This window comes from Variovorax sp. GW821-FHT10D07, from assembly GCF_059415325.1.
This window is the reverse complement of the sequence record NZ_JBWKMZ010000022.1, coordinates 101,612-118,663: the sequence shown is the minus strand read 5'-3', so window position 1 is coordinate 118,663 and position 17,052 is coordinate 101,612. Positions and strand designations below refer to the sequence as shown.

General features: G+C 70.9%; 14 protein-coding genes and 1 pseudogene. 3 read left to right on the top strand and 12 right to left on the bottom strand.

Annotated features, from left to right (window positions below):
• Positions 1-110: 110 nt before the first annotated feature.
• From AC07PU_RS38975 to AC07PU_RS38945, 7 genes are all read right to left on the bottom strand, one after another.
• Positions 111-2,210 (bottom strand): CHAT domain-containing protein, encoded by a 2,100-nt coding sequence (locus AC07PU_RS38975; protein WP_495323230.1) that lies wholly within the window; start codon positions 2,208-2,210, stop codon positions 111-113.
• A 182-nt stretch (positions 2,211-2,392) separates the two neighbouring features.
• Complete coding sequence (locus tag AC07PU_RS38970; RefSeq protein ID WP_495323229.1) at positions 2,393-3,430, bottom strand: porin; 1,038 nt, start codon at positions 3,428-3,430, stop codon at positions 2,393-2,395.
• Between the two features lie 117 nt (positions 3,431-3,547).
• Positions 3,548-4,516 carry a Bug family tripartite tricarboxylate transporter substrate binding protein gene (locus AC07PU_RS38965; RefSeq protein ID WP_208511901.1) on the bottom strand — a complete coding sequence of 323 codons (969 nt, stop codon included), beginning with the start codon at positions 4,514-4,516 and terminating at the stop codon, positions 3,548-3,550.
• Between the two features lie 129 nt (positions 4,517-4,645).
• Complete coding sequence (locus AC07PU_RS38960; protein WP_495323228.1) at positions 4,646-5,848, bottom strand: DUF5624 domain-containing protein; 1,203 nt, start codon at positions 5,846-5,848, stop codon at positions 4,646-4,648.
• A 6-nt stretch (positions 5,849-5,854) separates the two neighbouring features.
• Positions 5,855-6,958 carry a hypothetical protein gene (locus tag AC07PU_RS38955; protein ID WP_495323227.1) on the bottom strand — a complete coding sequence of 368 codons (1,104 nt, stop codon included), beginning with the start codon at positions 6,956-6,958 and terminating at the stop codon, positions 5,855-5,857.
• A 34-nt stretch (positions 6,959-6,992) separates the two neighbouring features.
• Positions 6,993-7,871, bottom strand: coding sequence for an amidohydrolase family protein (locus AC07PU_RS38950; protein ID WP_209545903.1), 879 nt, complete (start codon positions 7,869-7,871; stop codon positions 6,993-6,995).
• A 31-nt stretch (positions 7,872-7,902) separates the two neighbouring features.
• Positions 7,903-8,751, bottom strand: coding sequence for an HpcH/HpaI aldolase family protein (locus AC07PU_RS38945; RefSeq protein ID WP_495323225.1), 849 nt, complete (start codon positions 8,749-8,751; stop codon positions 7,903-7,905).
• 76 nt (positions 8,752-8,827) lie between these two features.
• On the opposite strand from AC07PU_RS38945, the gene AC07PU_RS38940 reads away from it, so the two are divergent.
• Positions 8,828-9,718, top strand: a complete 891-nt coding sequence (locus AC07PU_RS38940) for a LysR family transcriptional regulator (protein WP_203204111.1) — start codon at positions 8,828-8,830, stop codon at positions 9,716-9,718.
• Positions 9,719-9,992: 274 nt separating this feature from the next.
• On the opposite strand, the pseudogene katE reads toward AC07PU_RS38940, so the two are convergent.
• A pseudogene (gene katE / locus AC07PU_RS38935) lies at positions 9,993-12,203 on the bottom strand (catalase HPII); the annotation flags it as partial.
• 31 nt (positions 12,204-12,234) lie between these two features.
• Positions 12,235-12,384, bottom strand: coding sequence for a hypothetical protein (locus AC07PU_RS38930; RefSeq protein WP_177239491.1), 150 nt, complete (start codon positions 12,382-12,384; stop codon positions 12,235-12,237).
• Positions 12,385-12,680: 296 nt separating this feature from the next.
• On the opposite strand from AC07PU_RS38930, the gene AC07PU_RS38925 reads away from it, so the two are divergent.
• Positions 12,681-13,511 carry a transglutaminase-like domain-containing protein gene (locus tag AC07PU_RS38925; RefSeq protein WP_093350757.1) on the top strand — a complete coding sequence of 277 codons (831 nt, stop codon included), beginning with the start codon at positions 12,681-12,683 and terminating at the stop codon, positions 13,509-13,511.
• Between the two features lie 67 nt (positions 13,512-13,578).
• Positions 13,579-14,475 (top strand): LysR family transcriptional regulator, encoded by an 897-nt coding sequence (locus AC07PU_RS38920; protein ID WP_203204107.1) that lies wholly within the window; start codon positions 13,579-13,581, stop codon positions 14,473-14,475.
• Here the strand turns inward: AC07PU_RS38920 and AC07PU_RS38915 are convergent.
• Genes AC07PU_RS38915 through AC07PU_RS38905 form a run of 3 tightly spaced genes read right to left on the bottom strand, consistent with a single transcriptional unit; the run spans position 14,472 to position 17,049 of the window.
• Positions 14,472-15,566, bottom strand: a complete 1,095-nt coding sequence (locus AC07PU_RS38915; RefSeq protein ID WP_495323222.1) for an enolase C-terminal domain-like protein — start codon at positions 15,564-15,566, stop codon at positions 14,472-14,474. The genes AC07PU_RS38920 and AC07PU_RS38915 overlap by 4 nt on opposite strands.
• Before the next feature lie 14 nt (positions 15,567-15,580).
• Positions 15,581-16,291, bottom strand: a complete 711-nt coding sequence (locus AC07PU_RS38910) for an ABC transporter ATP-binding protein (protein ID WP_203204105.1) — start codon at positions 16,289-16,291, stop codon at positions 15,581-15,583.
• The gene (locus tag AC07PU_RS38905; RefSeq protein WP_203204104.1) at positions 16,288-17,049 is read right to left on the bottom strand and encodes an ABC transporter ATP-binding protein; all 762 of its coding nucleotides are present in this window, start codon (positions 17,047-17,049) and stop codon (positions 16,288-16,290) included. The genes AC07PU_RS38910 and AC07PU_RS38905 overlap by 4 nt, the downstream gene beginning before the upstream one ends.
• Between the last annotated feature and the right edge of the window lie 3 nt (positions 17,050-17,052).

The window sequence follows — 17,052 nt, the reverse complement described above, 5'->3', positions numbered from 1 at the left end:
GCAGCGAAATAAAGGAGGAGGCCGCAGGCCGGGGGACATTCGCGGAGGGGAGTACCCCGTCGGCGTGAGCCCGCCCCGAACAGCAATGCAAGAGAGCAACACGAGACATCTCAACTCCCAACGGTCAGACGCCAGTTGCCGATCAGATTGAACGGCGCCCAGAAGAAGGGATGCGACATCTTGGGGTCCTTGAGCACCGCGAGCTGCCCCGCCTGCATTGCCTTCTGCAGGTCGCGGCCCTTCGCGAGTTCGCCGTAGAGCGTGCTCATCAGCACCGCCGTCGCGTCGTCCGACACCGGCCACAGCGAGGCGATCAGGCTCGAGCTGCCCGCGGAGAGGAAGGAGCGCGTGAAACCCAGCACCTCGTCGCCCTGCGCGATGCGGCCCAGGCCCGACTCGCAGGCCGACAGCGTCACCAGGGCCGTGCCCTGCATCGGCATCTCGAGGATCTCGTGCGCCTCGAGGAAGTTTTGCTTGCCGCCCTCGTTGGCCAGCAGGATGCGCGAGTACAGCGGATCGACCTCGTCGGCCTCCGCGTGCGCCGCCACGTGCATCAGCGGCGAGCGCGCCGCCACGTCGCGGAACTGCGTCTTGGTGGCGGCCGCGCCCATGTAGACGCTGTTGCTCGGGAAGTACTGCGCGAGCTGCTTGACCTCGCTCTCGGCACCCGGCAGGTCGTACTTGTCCTCGATGCGCGGATTGCCGAAGGCCGTGAGCGTGGCGTTCACGCGCGGCGTGCGCTGCGCGAGCTGCACCGCGATGCTGATCGAGGGCGCCACCGCCACCGGGTGCGTCTCGATCACGTAGCGGCCATTGAGCCGCAGTGCCTGGAACGGCAGGTAATGCAGCGGGCCGTGCGGCACGATCACCAGCCGCTGGCCGGCCTGCAGGTTCAGCGGGCCGAGCAGCGCGGCACCGAGCTTGTCGGCGTTGGTGATCGCGGTGCGGCGGCCGCGCACGATGGTGTTGCGGAAGGTCTCGACCAGCTCGGTCAGCTCCTCGCGCCTGACCGGGATCGTCTTGCTCTCGATGCCCGCGGGGCTCACCACCCACACCATCAGCCGGTCGGGCAGCGAATGGAACTGCACCACGCGCTCGTCGGGCGCCAGCGTGCGCTGCAGCGTCGCGAGGTCCACCGTGGCGGCGGCCTGCTCGCTGAGCTTCGCGCGGCCGCGCACTGCGTCGAGCAGCGCGCGCGAGCGGCTGTGTTCGCTGACCTCGAAGGCGCGGCCGCTGTCGCCCGCGTCGCTGTAGATCGCCACGCCGCGCTCGAACACCGACTGCAGGTCGGAGAACAGCCCCATCTTGAATTCTTCGCTGCGGAACTTCGCGCGCACCTTGTCCACGCCCTCGAGCGCGCGGCCCACGGCCTCTGCCGCGGCCTGCTTCTGGCCCAGCGCCACCTCGCTGCGCGCCACGCCGTCCCAGGCCCAGAGCTGGTAGTAGCCGCTGTCGGCGCCGACCTGGCGCGCGGCCAGCGCGCGATAGAGGTCGCGCGCCTCGGCGGGCTTGTTCTCGGCCAGCAGCAGCCGGGCGCGCGTGCGGTCGAGCTGCGCGGCCAGCGGTGCGTCCTTCGGTTGCGGCAGCGTGCCGAACAGCTCGCGGGCGCGCTGCGTGTTGGCCGGCGTGCCCGATTCGATCAGCGCATTGACCAGCGAGGCCTGCACCAGCGGCGCATAGCGCGGCGAACTGTTGGCCAGCGCCTCGTCGTAGCTGAGGATCGCGCCCTCGTAGTCGCCGCGGCGCGTGCGCACGTCGCCGATCACCTTCTGCGACGGCCCCACCACCAGCTGGGGATCGCGCGCCTCGCTCTTGAGCGCCTCGCGGGCGAACTGCTCGGCCTTCTCGAGCTGGCCCGAGTAGCTGTAGACGATGGCCAGGTCGCGGTTGGCCATGGCGCGCAGGTTCGGGTCGTTGGTGGTGTTGGCCAGGTGCAGCGCCTTGCTCGCGGCGCGCACGCTCTGGCGGAACTCGCCCGACTCGGCCAGCGCCACCGCCTGGCTGCAGTACTGGTAGCCCGAGAGCTTGACGTTGTCCTGGCCGTAGAGCACCGCGCCTTCGCTGGTCAGCGCCAGCAGCGTGTCGGTGTCGGCGAGCCGGGCCTGCTCCATCTTGCTGGCCGCGGCCTCGGCGCTCGGGCCTTCCTGCGCCTGCGTCGGCGACAGCTGCGTCAGCAGCACCACGCCGGCCCATCCCAGCGCCCATCCCATTCTCGAAAACCTCGCCATTGGACCCCCGCGCGCGGCCGGCATGCCCGCCTTGGCGGGCATCGACGCCGCGGAAGTGCGCGCCGTTCTGGCCTCGTGGGGAAAGTCTAGGGACGGCCCCTACCCCCGCCTATTCGCAATACGGTCTAGCGCAAATGGACTATGGGAGGCGTCACGCCGCAGTCTCAGAAGTTGTGCGAGATGCCGAACTGCAGCCCGCTCGAGGGCATGCCGGGCGAGCCGGCCGGCGAGGAATCGGCCACCACGTAGGCCGCGTTGCCGCGGTTGCGGATGCGCGAATAGGCCGTGTAGACCGCCGTGCGCTTGCTGAGCCAGTGCACGTAGCCGACCGCGAACTGGGTCGCGTCGTCGGCATCGAGGCCGGGGCCGCTGCGATTGGCACGCGCGGCCGACACCTTGATGACACCCGGGCCCACCGGCATGCTCGCGCCCACCATCACGTGCACCTGGCGGTCGTTGTACGTCTGGTGGCGGTGGTAATTGGCGTAGAGCTTCACCGGCCCGAAGTCGTAGGTGCCGCCCACGGTCGCGGTGCGGTAGACCTGCCCGTTGGCCACCGGCGTGCGGCCATAGGCGGCCGCGACGTCGAGCGGGCCGTTGGCATAGCCCAGGCGCGCGCCCGCATAGCGCATGCCTTCCGCGCCCTCGGGCATCGCGTACATCGCCTGGCCGTAGAAGCCGCCGAGGTCGCGCGGCAGGAAATAGCCGACCGAGTTGTCGACCCGCACCAGCGTACGCGCGCCGCCCAGGCCCATGGGCCAGCCCTCGACCATCGCGGCCGAGCCGCCCACGCCCACCGTGCCGAAGGGCGAGAACTGCGAGACGTTCCAGAAGGTGGGCACGTAGTCGCGGCCCAGCCGCAGCTCGCCCCAGGTGCGGCTCGACAGGCTCATCGTGGAGCGCCGGTGCCAGTAGACGCCCTGGTACTCGCCGGTGTCGGGCAGCAGCGCCGACTCGAGCCAGAAGCTCGCGACCAGCCCTCCCCCCAGGTCCTCGCTGCCGCGAAAGCCCAGCCGGCTCGGGAAGATGTTGCCGCCCTGGTCCATGGCGCGCACGCTCTTGCCGCCGGCCTTGCTGTAGGTGAAGTTGAGGTCGACGGTGCCGAAGACCTGCACGCTCGACTGGGCCTGCGAGAGCAGCGGCAGGGACGAAAGGAACAAGGCGGCCAGGACGGCGCGGAACGCGAAGGGGATGTTGCGCATGGGTGTCTTCCGAAAAATGGGCGAGCGAAAGCCGGCGCTGCGGCCCTCGGGCCGGCGCGGCGCGGTCGAAATGGAAAAGGGTGCGAGGTGGCGCGGGGCGAAGCCCGGCCCCGGCGCTCAGTCGATGCGGATGTTCTTGGCCTTGATCAGCTTGCCCATCGCCTCGGCCTCGCGCCGCACGATGGCGCGGGTCTCCTCGGGCGTGGTGCCCATCGGCTCGAGCCCGGCCTCGGCGATCAGCCGCTGCATCTCGGGCGACTGCGTGGCCGCGCGGATCTCTCGGTTGAAGCGGTCGACGATCTCGGGCGGCGTCTTCGCGGGCAGCCAGAAGCCCAGCCAGGTGAACACCTCCAGGCCCGGATAGCGTTCGGCCAGCGTGGGCACGTCGGGCAGCGCGGCGCTGCGCTGGCTGCCGGTGTAGGCGATGGGCTTGACGCGGCCCGCGCGGATGTTGGGCAGCGCCGAGATCGGCGGCTCGAAGCCCAGCATCACCTGGCCCGCGATCACGTCGGGCATGGCGCTCTGCTTGTAGGGCACGTGCAGCAGCTCGATGCCCGCGGCGTCCTGCAGCAGCTCGAAGCCCAGGTGCGCGGTGCTGCCCGAGCCGTAGGAGGCGAAGCTCACGCGGCCCGGGTCCTTCTTCGCGAGCGCCACCAGTTCCACCAGGTTCTTGGCGGGCACCGAGGGGTTGGCGACGATGAACGAGCCGCCCTTGAGCGCCTGCGTGACCGGCACCAGGTCGGTCTGCGGGTTGTAGGGCAGCTTCGACAGCAGGAACGGCGTCATGGTGAACGGGTTGCTGGTCGAGAACAGGATGGTGTAGCCGTCGGGCGCGGCCTTGGCGACCGCGTCGGTGCCGATGGCCGCGAGCGCGCCGGGGCGGTTCTCGACCACCACCGGTGTCTTGAGCATCTGGCCGAGCCGCTCGGCGTAGGCGCGCGCGAACACGTCCGAGCCCACGCCGGCCGGCGTGGGCGTGATGATCCGGATCGGGCGCTGGGGCCAGGCGCCGGACTGCGCCTGCGCGCCGGCGCTGGCCAGCGTCAGTGCGAGGGCGGCGCCCCACAGGGTTGCGAGCTTTCTCATGGTGTCTTGTCTCCGTTCTCTTTTCTATGAATCGAATGCACGCGGCGCGGCCGCCGGCATGCCTGCTGTCTGGCGCTTCTTCTCTTGTCGTCCCGCCTCCGGCGTGCCGTCATCGGCCGCCACGTCCGCTCAACCGCCGGCGTGCGGCGCCAGCGGTGGATAGCTCACGTTGTCCAGCCCCGGCACCACCAGCCGCGCGGGCTGGTTGCCGTTGGCGCGCAACTGGTCGACCGCGTAGTCGACCACGCAGCCCGAGAGCAGTTGCCGCGGGTCCTCGAGCACCACGCGCAGCCGCGTGTTGAGCGCGAACCAGTCGTCGGGACTCGCGATCGCGGGCATCTCGCCGACCGACTCGGTCTGCGCATCGATGCGGGGCCGCCCCGCGGCGCCGGGCTCGAAGCGCGGATAGCCCTCGTACATCAGCGGCCCGAGTTCGCTCACGGTGCGCGTGTGGGCCCAGATCTGGCGCAGCGGCTCCTCGAAGGCGCGCACCGCCGCGAGGTCGGGCAGCTCGGCCACCTTGAAGCTCGGGCCGTGCGGCGCGATGTAGAGCCGGTCGAGCGCGAGCCGCTGGCCCGAAGCGGCGAGGATCATGGCGGCGACCGAGTTGGTGGTCCAGGTCACGCCGGCCGTGGGCCGGCCCTGGCGGCCGACGATCAGCACCATGGCGCGCGACCAGTCGATCGCATGGCGGTCGAACCAGCCGATCACGCGGTGGCCGGTGTCCATGCCGACCAGGAAGAAGGTGGCGATCATCACGGCGTTCATCGGCACCGTGGCGCCCACGGCATCGCCGCGCGCCTCGATGTAGTGCTCGCGCATGTCGGCGGCGGTGAAGCTGTCGGGCTCGCGCAGCGCGCGCTCGAGGTAGCGCTCGGTCAGCGCGCACGAATAGTCGACCAGTTGCGCGATGCGCGCCTCGCGGCCGCGGTAGGCCGGCACCGCGACGGTGTCGCGCCACAGCGCCTCGGAGTTGGCGGCGCGCGCGGCGCGCGTGCTGTCGATCAGGCGTCGGGTCTCGGCGCGCCAGAGCTCGCCCTCGGGATCGAGCTCGCGCAGCCGCAGCAGCGAGGCCACCGCGGGCCCGTGGTGCGAGATGCCCGCGAGCTCCTTGAAGCCCCGCGTCGACATGCGGAAGCCCTCGATCTCGGGCGGCCGGCCGCCGCCGGGGAACAGCACGATGTCGGTGCTGGTCGCGACGATCAGCGGATCGTGCGCGCTGGCCGCGGCGGTGCGCGCGCTCAGCGTGGCGCCGATGCTCGTGGGCCCGGCCGTGTAGGTCTCGAACAGGCGGACCAGCTCGGGGCTTTCGTGGGGTGCGTAGGTGGCCATGGCGGGTCAGCCCGTGATGGAGGCGCCGAGGCCGTCGACGCGGTAGATGCGGCTGGGCGTCGCGAAGCGCACCGCGGCGCTCAGGCTGTTGGCCACCGCCAGATGCAGCGCGCCGTCGGCCTCGAAAAAGGCGGCGTCGGTGCCGCCCGAGGTCGCGAAGCGCGCGGCCTCGACCAGCCGGCCATCGTCCATGCGGAACACGATCGACTCGAGCTCGGGGATCGGCGCCTCGCGCGTGCCGTGCAGGAAGTTGACGAGCACCAGGTGCCCGCCCTCGGCGTCGCCGCGCCAGGCGAACTCGCGCCCGCCCGGGCCCGCGAGCACCTGGTGGACCGTGAAGCCGCCGTCCTGCCAGCGGTACAGCAGCGTGTCGCCATGCAGGTTGGCGAAGGCCAGCCAGGCCTGGCCCTGGGTCTCGAAGAAGCAGAAGGCGCGGCCGCTCTGGCCATCGAGCTGCTGGAACAGTTCGAAGCGCTCGCCGTTCCAGCGCAGCAGCAGCGAGGGCACGGCATGGTCGGCATGGGCCAGCAGCCGCTCGCCGCCGACCTCGAAGAAGGCCCAGTTGTAGCCCCAGGCCGAGGGCACGTCCTGGAACGGCACGAAGCGCGCGCCGTCCCATTCGAGGATGCACGACGACACCGGCCGCGCGGGCTGTTCGCCCGGCAGGGTCACGCCCTGCGCGAGCGCGAGGAAGTGGCGCTCGCCGATCGCGAAGTGGTGCCACTGCTTGGCCGCGAAGCCGTCGATGCGCTGGAAGGGCTCGAAGCGGCCGTCGACCAGTTCGAAGATCGTCGACGGCACGGCCAGGGTGTAGGGATCGCGCCCGCTGCGCAGGCTCGCGGTGGCGAGGAAGGCGCGTTCGCCGATGCGGAAGAACTCGGCGTCCTCGCCGCCGGGCACCGGCAGGCTGGCATGCGGCACGAAGCGCCCGCCCTCCCAGCGGTAGACGGGCATCTCGAGGTCGCTGTCGCCCAGCGTCATCTTCGCGGGCTGGCCCTCGACGTCGCGCGCCAGCTGCGGCACCGCGAGGTAGCGCGTGCCGCCGTGGACGAAGCCGGCCACCGCGCGCGCGCCGGTGGTGGCGAGTTCCTGGATGCAGTTCAGTTGCATGGCCGGGCTTTCGATCGTGGAGGCATCCATGGTCTCAGAACCCGAACAGCCGCGCCGGGTTGTCGGCCAGGATGCGTCGGCGCGCGGCGGCATCGGGGATCCAGTCGCCCAGCAGGTTCAGCAGCTCGCCGGTATCGCGCCCGCCCTCGGGAATGTGCGGCCAGTCGCTGCCCCAGATCACGCGCTCGGGCACGGCCTCGACGATGGCCTGCGCGAGCGGCCGCAGCCGCTCGTAGTTGCCGTCCTTGGCGAGCCGGTACGGGCCCGAGAGCTTGAACCAGCCGCGGCCGTCGTGCACCGCGCGCAGCAGGCGGTCGAAGTCGGCGCGCGTGAGGCCGTCGCTCTCGAGCATGTAGCCCATGTGGTCGATCACGAAGTCGCTCTCGATCTCGGGCAGGAACGGGATCAGGTCGCGCACCACCCAGCCCGGCGTGTAGAACTGGACATGCCAGCCGAGCGCGCGCGTGCGTTCCACGCTGCGCGCGATGAAGCGCTGCAGCTCGGCCGTGGGCAGGCCCGAGCGCAGGAACAGGTCGAGCCGCAGCGCGCGCACGCCGCGCGCATGCATCGCGGCGAGTTCCTCCGCCGAGGTGCCGTCCTCGACCATCGCGACGCCGCGCGCGGCATCGCCCGCGATATCGAGCGCATCGAGCATGCAGCGGTTGTCGGTGCCGTAGAAGCTGGGCTGCACGATCACGAAACGTTCGAGGCCGAGCACGCCGAGCGCGGCGCGCAGCTGCGGCAGGTCGCCGTCGGGCAGCGTGTAGTGCGGCGCGGGCACGCGCGGGTAGCGTGCCTCGGGGCCGAACACGTGCACGTGCGCGTCGCAGGCACCGGCGGGCACCTCGAAGGCGGCGCGGGTCAGGGTCTGCGCATCGCGCATCGGCTTGGAAACGAGGATCTGGTCGGTCATGGAAAAGGTCGGATCGAATATGTGAAGAAGCTCAGTCGAGCAGCACGGCGCCGTCGAGCGGCCGCACCGAATCGAGCGCCTGCGCCACGCGCTCGTGCAGCACGGCGAGCAGCAGGTCGGTGTCGATGCCGGTCATGAGGAAGGGCGCGGCGCCACGGCGAATGCAGTCGGCCACGTAGGCGATGTCGGCCACGCCGCCGATGGCCAGCGGCTTGCCGGCGCGCGCGCAGGCCGCGAGCGCGGCGTCGTGCGCCTCGCGCAGCCGCGGATGCACGGCGGATCCACCCGCGAGGTTCATCTCGGCGCTGAGGTCGTTGCTGCCGATCGCCAGCAGGTCCACGCCCGGCACGCGCGCAATGGCCTCGATGTTCTCGATGCCGCGCGGGCTCTCGATCAGCAGCTTGACCACGGTCGAACGGTTGGCGCGCTCGCGCAGTTCGGCGGCCGGCAGCCGGCGGTAGCCGAAGGCGGGCAGCGCGGCGATGGCCGAGCGATGGCCCTCGGGCGGGAAGCGGCAGGCCGCGACCACGTCGGCCGCCTGTTCGGCCGTTTCCACGCGCGGCACGATGATGCCGGCCGCGCCCGCGTCGAGCAGCCGGCCGATCACGCCGTATTCGCGTTCCGGCACGCGCACGAAGGGCGCCAGGCCGATGTCGAGCGCGGTGGCACAGATGGCGCCGGCCGCGTCGATCGGCATCGCGCTGTGCTCGAGGTCGACCCAGATCGCATGGTGGCCGCTGGCCTTGGCCAGCCGCGCGATCTCGGCGCCGCGCGCATGGCGCACGCCGAGCGCGGCCACCCACTGGCGGCGCGCGAGCCGCTGCATCACGGGGCTGGTGCTGCCGGCGGAGGCCGGCGAAGGGGTGTCTCTTGTCTCCATGGCGGCGACTGTAGGCAGTCGGCCTTATATTTGGAAATACTGATTGGTCACAGATTTCCATACGCAGGAGATATCGATGGAACTACGGCATCTGCGCTATTTCGTGGCGGTGGCGGAGGAGCTGAACTTCACGCGCGCGGCGCAGCGGCTGCACATGGCGCAGCCGCCGCTGAGCACGCAGATCCGCCTGCTCGAGGAGGAGCTGCAGGTGCGCCTGCTCGACCGCGACAAGCGCCGCGTGCATCTCACGCAGGCCGGGCGCCACTTCCTCGAGCGCGCGCAGGCGATCCTCGCGTCGGTCGAGTCGGCCAAGGGCGAGGCGCGCGACGCGGCCACGGGCGGCATCGGCAAGATCGCGCTGGGCTACACCGCCTCGTCGATGCTCTCGGCCACGCTGCCGGCCGCGATCCGCGAGTTCCAGGCCGCGCATCCGCGCATCGCGCTGGCACTGCACGAGATGACCTCGCTCGACCAGCTCGACGCGGTGCACGGCCACCGGCTCGACCTCGGCATCCTGCGCCATCCCAACGTGCCGATCCCCGCGGGCATCGCGATCGAGGCCTGGTACCAGGCGCCGCTGATGGTGGCGGTGCCGGCCACCCATCCGCTGAGCCAGGCCCCGGTGCGCATCGCCGACCTGCGCGACGAGCCGCTGATCCTCTACCCGCGCCATTCGGGCATCGGGCTGTACTGGAAGGTGCAGGAGCTGTGCTCGAAGGCGGGCTTCCGCCCGCGCATGGTGCAGGAGGCGCGCGACGCCTCGACCATCGTCGGCCTGGTGTCGGCCGGCGTGGGCCTCGCGATCGTGCCCAGCGGCACCGAGTCGATCCGGCTCGAGGGCGTGGTCTACCAGCGGCTGCGCGAGAAGAGCGCCGTGTCGGCGCTGCACCTGGGCTACCGCGAGGCCGACCCGAACCCGTACCTGGGCCTGCTGCTCAAGCAGCTGCGGCGCTCGGCACGGGTCTGAGAACGTGTTTGTGATCTATTCATGGTGCCCGTTGCCCCGCAAAGCTGGCAGGTGCAAGGCGCAAAGCGCAGCCGGGCTGGTGGCCCGGCGAGCATTTGCAACGCCGCAGATGCCAGCTTTGCGGGGCAACCCGAAGGGCAAGGCAGCAAAGCGCCGCACTCGTCGTTGCGCACCTTGTCCAGGCATCAGCCTGGACGGCGGCGCGCGCCTAGATTGCGACGCTTTGCTGCCTTGCGGGCACCATGAATAGATCACAAACACGTTCTGAGCGGACTCAGGCCGGCACGGCGTCGATGTTCGGCCGGTCCCAGTGCCGGTGCTTCGCGATCGCGGCGACGAAGTCCTGCGCGATCTGCTGCGCGGCGCTGGCATCGCCGAGGTTGGTGACCGGCGTGGCCGCCACCACCACGCCCGGCGGCAGGCTGTCGGCCGGCGTGTCGGCGGCGATGCCCAGGGTGGAAAGCAGTTGCACGCCCTCGCCCACCGTGCACACGGCCTTGCAGTGCTTGAAGGCCTCGAGCACGAAGTGCACCGCGTCGCCGCTGGCGGCGAGCGCGCGCGCGCCCTCGGCACCCGCGGGCACCAGCACCGCGTCGAACATCACGGAAGGCATGTTGGCGAAGGTGGCGTCAGTGTCGACCTGGCGCTTGGAGCCGCTGACCACCGAACCCAGGCGCGGGCCCACGACCTTGCATTGGGCGCCGGCCTGCTCGAGCGCCTCGCGGATCGGCTTGAGCGAGGCCGAGTCGATGCCGTCGGCCACGAGGATCGCGATCTTGCGCGTGCGGATCGAACCGTCGCCGGTGCCCGCCATGCTGAGCGCGGGCGATTCCTCGATCGGCAGGTGGATGCGGTGCTCGCGGAAGCCCGCGCGCCCGGCGGCGGCGCGCGCATCGGGCTCGCCGATGCCCAGCGGCTCGGCCACGCGGCGCGCCAGCTTCTCGTCGACGTGCGCGAGGTTGTCGACCATGCGCTGGCGGATCGCCGGCACCTCCACCTTCGACAGCTCGAAGCGGAAGGCCGCGACGATGTGCTCCTTCTCGGGCGCGCTCTGGCTCTCGAAGAACAGGCGTGCCTGCGTGAAGTGGTCGTCGAAGGTGTGGCTGCGGCGGCGCAGCTTGGGCGCCTCGTAGTCGGCGTCGGGATAGCTCTGGAAGCCGGCGCTGTCGCCGTCCACGCGGAACTCGGCGCCCGTGCCCAGGGTGTTGGGCTCGTAGGCGACCTGGCCGCGCGCGATGGTCTGGCGGTGCATGCCGTCGCGCTGGAAGTTGTGGAACGGGCACACGCCCTTGTTGATCGGCAGCTCGTGGAAGTTGGCACCGCCCAGCCGCGAGATCTGCGTGTCGGTGTACGAGAACAGCCGGCCCTGCAGCAGCGGGTCGTTGGTGAAGTCGATGCCCGGCACCAGGTGACCCGGGTGGAACGCCACCTGCTCGGTCTCGGCGAAGAAGTTGTCGGGGTTGCGGTTGAGCACCATGCGGCCGATCTTCTGCACCGGCACCATCTCCTCGGGGATCAGCTTGGTGGGATCGAGCAGGTCGAAGCCCAGCGTGCCTTCCTTGCCCTCGGGGATCATCTGCACGCCGAGTTCCCATTCGGGGAAGTCGCCGTTCTCGATCGCCTCCCAGAGGTCGCGGCGATGGAAGTCGGGGTCCTTGCCCGCGATCTTCTGCGCCTCGTCCCAGGCCAGGCCGTGGATGCCGAGCTTGGGCTTCCAGTGGAACTTGACGAAGTGGCTCTCGCCGCGCGCATTGACCAGGCGGAAGGTGTGGACGCCGAAGCCTTCCATCATGCGCAGGCTGCGCGGGATCGCGCGGTCGCTCATGGCCCACATCAGCATGTGGGTGGTCTCGGGCATCAGCGAGGCGAAGTCCCAGAAGGTGTCGTGCGCGCTCGCGGCCTGCGGCATCTCGTGGTGCGGCTCGGGCTTCACGGCGTGGATCAGGTCGGGGAACTTCATCGCGTCCTGGATGAAGAACACCGGCACGTTGTTGCCCACCAGGTCGTAGTTGCCTTCGCGGGTGTAGAACTTGACGGCGAAGCCGCGCACGTCGCGCACGGTGTCGGCCGAGCCGCGCGAACCGGCCACGGTCGAGAAGCGCACGAACACCGGCGTCTTCGCCTCGGGGTCCTGCAGGAAGTCGGCGCTGGTGAACTGCGACATCGACTTGTAGACCTGGAAGTAGCCGTGCGCCGCCTCGCCGCGCGCATGCACCACGCGCTCGGGGATGCGCTCGTGGTCGAAGTGCGTGATCTTCTCGCGCAGGATGAAGTCCTCGAGCAGCGTGGGTCCGCGCCGTCCGGCCTTCAGCGAGTTGTGGTTGTCGGGGATCCGCAGGCCCTGGTTGGTCGTCAGCTCGGCCCCGTGGTCGAGCGTGAAGCCCTCGAGCTGCTGCTGCTTGGCATCGCTGGCGTCCCCCGCTTTGGAAGTCTTGGCGGGCTTGGCGCGCCGGGCGGCGGCCTTGTTCTGTGGCGTCATCGAGGGGCTTTCAAGGTGTCGTGAAGGGAGCTCAGGCTCATCCGGCGCCGCCGTTGTCGAGAAGCATGTCCAGCACATTCACCACGGCGACCAGGCAGATGCAGCCGGCGACGGCGGCAACGGACCAGATCAGGATCTCGTCGCCCCAGTTGGTGGCGAACGAGTCGAACAGCGACGAAAACTCCATGATTCCCTCCAGCAGACCGGTTGAACGCGCCCGTACGACCTGTCGAAAGATCGCTGGCCAGGACTTGCGACATCTCCCCGCCTGGCTTCGGATACGAGCGGAAACGAAGCGTAGGGTCGGCACCGCGCGAAACCCGTAGTGGCGCCCCGCCCCCGTCTGTGGGAGAGGGAGCGCCCCTGCGGTAGGAAGGCACCGACAGCGCGACGGCCTACGACCGATGCGCGCGTTGACCCCGCGCGTGCGGGGGTCGCAGGCCCCAAGATCGGCGTTGGGGAATCTCCCCCGCGAAAGAACCCATGCTCATCCGGATCGGCTACGACATCGAGCTCGCGCTCGCCACGGCCCCCATCGCGCCCACCGCGCTGGTCTACATGCTGCAGGTCCATCCGTCGCGCGTGGCGGACCTGCGCGGCGGCGGCGAGCAGCTCACGATCGAGCCGCCGCTGTTCACCGACCACTACTTCGACGCCTTCGGCAACGCCTGCGCCCGGGTGCAGATCCCCGCCGGCGTGACCAACGTGCGGCTGCGCAACCAGGCCGTGATCGCCGACCCGGGCACGCCCGACCCGGTGGACCGCGGCGCCGTCGAGCACGACCCCGCCGCGCTGCCGGTGGAAACGCTGGCCTTCCTGCTGCCCAGCCGCTACTGCGAGGTCGACAGCGAGCTGCTGCAGTTCGCCTGGGACCGCTTCGGCACCGTGGCGCCGGGCTGGTCGCGCGTGCAGGCGATCTCGGATTTCGTGCACGGCCACCTGCGCTTCGACTACGCCAATGCGCGCTCCACGCGCACCGCCGCGCAGGGCCTGCGCGAAGGCACCGGCGTGTGCCGCGACTTCGCGCACCTGGCGATCACGCTGTGCCGCTGCATGAACATCCCGGCGCGCTACGTGACCGGCTACCTCGGCGACATCGGCGTGCCGCCGGTGCGCTCGCCGATGGACTTCAGCGCCTGGTTCGAGGTCTACCTCGGCGACCGCTGGCACACCTTCGACGCGCGCCACAACCAGCGCCGTATCGGCCGCGTGACGGTGGCGCGCGGGCGCGACGCGGCCGACGTGCCGATCACGATGATGTTCGGCGCGCACACGCTGGCGCGCTTCGACGTGACGACCGAAGAAGAGCGCTAGCGCCGGCGGCCCGCGGGGCCGGCCTTGTGGCACATTCAGGCGCCGCCCCACGAACCGCCAGCCGCGCATGAGCCACCTCGACCTGAACCTCGTTCGCGTGTTCGTCGCGATCTACGAAACCCGCAGCGTGACCCATGCAGCCGAGCGGCTCGATGTCACGCAGTCGACCGTGAGCTACGCGCTGGCGAAGCTGCGCAAGGTCTACCTCGACCGCCTGTTCTCGCGCGGCAGCGACGGCCTGGTGCCCACGGGCATGGCCGAGCAGCTGTTCCAGCGCTTTCGCGAGGCGCTGACCATGGTCGAAGGCACGCTCGAGCAAAACGCCTCCTTCGACCCGCTGCGCTCGACGCGGCGCTTCCGGCTCGCGATGTCGGACATCGGCGTGCTGTACTTCGTGCCGCCGCTGCTGCGCCGCTTCCAGGAGGTGGCGCCGCGCATCGAGATCGAGATCGCGCAGATCTCCGACACGCTGGGCGAGGAGCTGTCGACCGGGCGCCTCGACATGGCGGTCGGCAACATTCCCTCGCTGGGTTCGCCGATGCACGGCGCGCTGCTGTTCCGCGAGCACTACGTGTGCCTGATGTCGGCCAGCCATCCGAGCATCGGCGAGCGCATGAGCCTCGCGGCCTTCTCGGCGGCGCGCCACGTGATGGTGTCGTCGCCGCGCTCGGGCCACTTCCTGATCGAGGACATGCTGGCCGAGCGCGGCATCAACCGCAACATCGTGGCGCGCGTGCCGCAGTTCACCGTGCTGCCGCAGCTGCTGTCGCAGAGCGACCTGCTGGTGCTGCTGCCCTCGCGCGTGGCCGACCTCTACGTGCGCCAGGGCGGGCTCAAGGCGCTGCCGCTGCCGCTGGCGCTGCCCGACTTCCAGGTGCAGGCGCACTGGCATGCGCGCCACGAGTACAGCGCGGCGCACCGCTGGCTGGTCGACGAGATCGTGCGCACGCTCGGCAAGCTCTAGACCAGATAGCGCCGCACGGCCTCCTCGTCCCACGCGATGCCGGTGCCGGGCTCGGCCGGCGCGGTCGCCATGCCGTCCTCGAAGGCCAGCGGCCGCGCCAGCACCGGCGCCGCGAGGTCCATGCGCTCGAGCAGGTGGGCCGTCGGCGTCACCGCCATCAGGTGCACGCTGACTTCCTGGAAGATGTGGCTCGACATCGGCACGCCATGCGCCTGCGCCAGCGCGGCGGCGCGCAACCAGCCGGTCACGCCGCCGATCTTCATCGCATCGGGCATCGCGAGATCGCAGGCACCGGCCTGCAGCGCCTTGGCCATCTCCTCGGGACCGCACCAGTTCTCGCCCATCTGCAGCGGCAGCGCCACGCGTTCGCGGATGCGCGCATGGCCCGCGTAGTCCTCCTGCAAGGTGGGTTCCTCGACCCAGCCGATGCCCTCGTCCTCGAGCGCGCGAATGCGGCGCACCGCCTCCGGCACGCTCAGGCCCTGGTTGTAGTCGACCAGCAGTTCGACGCGCTCGCCGACCACGGCACGCAGCGCGCGCACCACCTCGAGGTCCTCGGCCAGCGTGGCATGGCCGATCTTGGTCTTGATGGCGCGAAAGCCCTGCGCCACCGCGAGCGCGGCGCGCTTCGTGCCGAGCGCGAGGCCGTCCATGCTGTGGCTGTCGTAGGCCGCGATGGCGCGGCGCGTGCCGCCCAGCAGCTCGACCAGCGGCACGCCGCGCGCCCTGGCCAGCGCGTCCCAGGCCGCCATGTCGAGCCCGGCGCCGGCCATCAGCGCGATGCCGGCGCGGCCCAAGAGGCGCAGCCGCTGCGCCAGCAGCCGGTCGAGGTCGAAGGGCGCGAGCGGCTGGTCCTTGAGCACACTGCCCAGGGTCAGCACCATGCGCCGCGTGGCGCGCAGCGCGAGCGGTGTGTAGGTGAACAGGTAGGCATGGCCGACGGTGCCGTCGTCCGCGTGCAGGTCGACCAGCACCAGCGGCGCGGTCGCCACCACGCCCACGCTGGTGCGCACCGGATGCTCGAGCGGCACGTTGACGCAGCGCGCCTGCACGTCGGCCACGCGCAGGCCGGTATCGGGAAGGGAGTTCATGCGTGCGTCCTTCCTCACAGGCCCAGGTAGGCGGCCTTCACGCGCTCGTCGCCGAGCAGCTGCGCGGCCGGTCCACCGAGCGCGATGGCGCCGGTCTCGAGCACGTAGCCGCGGTCGGCCACCGAGAGCGCGGCATGCGCGTTCTGCTCCACCAGCAGGATCGGGATGCCGCGCGACTTCAGCCGCGCGATGACGCCGAAGATCTCCTTCACCAGCAGCGGCGCCAGCCCCATCGAGGGCTCGTCGAGCAGCAGCATGCGCGGCTCGCACATCAGCGCGCGCGCGATCGCCAGCATCTGCTGCTGGCCGCCCGAGAGCGTGCCGGCCGCCAGCAGGCGCTTCTCGCCGAGCACCGGGAACAGCGCGTACATCTCGTCCAGCCGCTGCGCGCGGCGCTCGGCGCGCGTGTAGCCGCCCAGCAGCAGGTTGTCCTGCACCGACAGCGGGCCGAACACCTGCCGGCCCTCGAGCACCTGCGCCAGGCCGGCGCGCACGCGCGCGTCGGCGCTGTCGCGCGCGATCTCGCGGCCGAACAGGCGCACGCTGCCGGCGCTGCCGCGGATCAGGCCCGAGACCGCGCGCAGCAAGGTGGTCTTGCCCGCGCCGTTGGCGCCGACCAGCGCCACCAGTTCGCCCGCGCCGACCTGCAGGTCGATGCCGTGCAGCGCCTCGATGCGGCCGTAGCCGGCGCGCAGGCCGCTGACTTCCAGTGCGATGCCGCTCATGCCGAGGCCTCCGCCTCGGTGCCGAGGTAGGCCGCGATCACCTGCGGGTTGGCGCGCACCTCGGCGGCGGTGCCCTCGGCGAGCTTGCGGCCGTAGTCGAGCACCAGCAGGTGGTCGGAGATGTTCATCACCAGCTTCATGTCGTGCTCCACCAGCAGCACCGTCACGCCCGAGGCGGCGATGCTGCGGATCAGTTCGGTGATCTCGTGGGTCTCGGTGTCGTTGAGGCCCGCGGCCGGTTCGTCGAGCAGCAGCAGGCGCGGCCGGCTCGCGAGGGCGCGCGCGATCTCCAGCCGCTTGAGCAGGCCGAACGAGAGCTGCGTGGCATGGGCATGCGCATGGCGGCCCACGCCCACGTAGTCGATCAGCCGCAGCGCCTCCTCGCGCAGCGCGGCGTCGGCGCGGCGCGTGGCGCCGGTCATGCCGCCCAGCAGCGAGCTGCGCGTGTGCAGGTGCGCGCCGAGCATCACGTTCTCGCAGGCCGTCATGTTCATGCACACCTGCAGGTTCTGGAAGGTGCGGCTCATGCCGCGCCGCGCCAGCCGATCGGGCGCCATGCCCGCCACGTTCTCGCCGTCGAGCAGGATCTCGCCGCGCGTGGGCTCGTAGACGCCGCTGATCAGGTTGAACAGCGTGGTCTTGCCCGCGCCGTTGGGCCCGATCACCGAATGCACCGAGCCGGCGCGCACGCTGAAACTCACGTCCTGCATGGCGTGCACGCCGCCGAAGGACTTGCTGAGGTTCTTCACTTCGAGCATGGC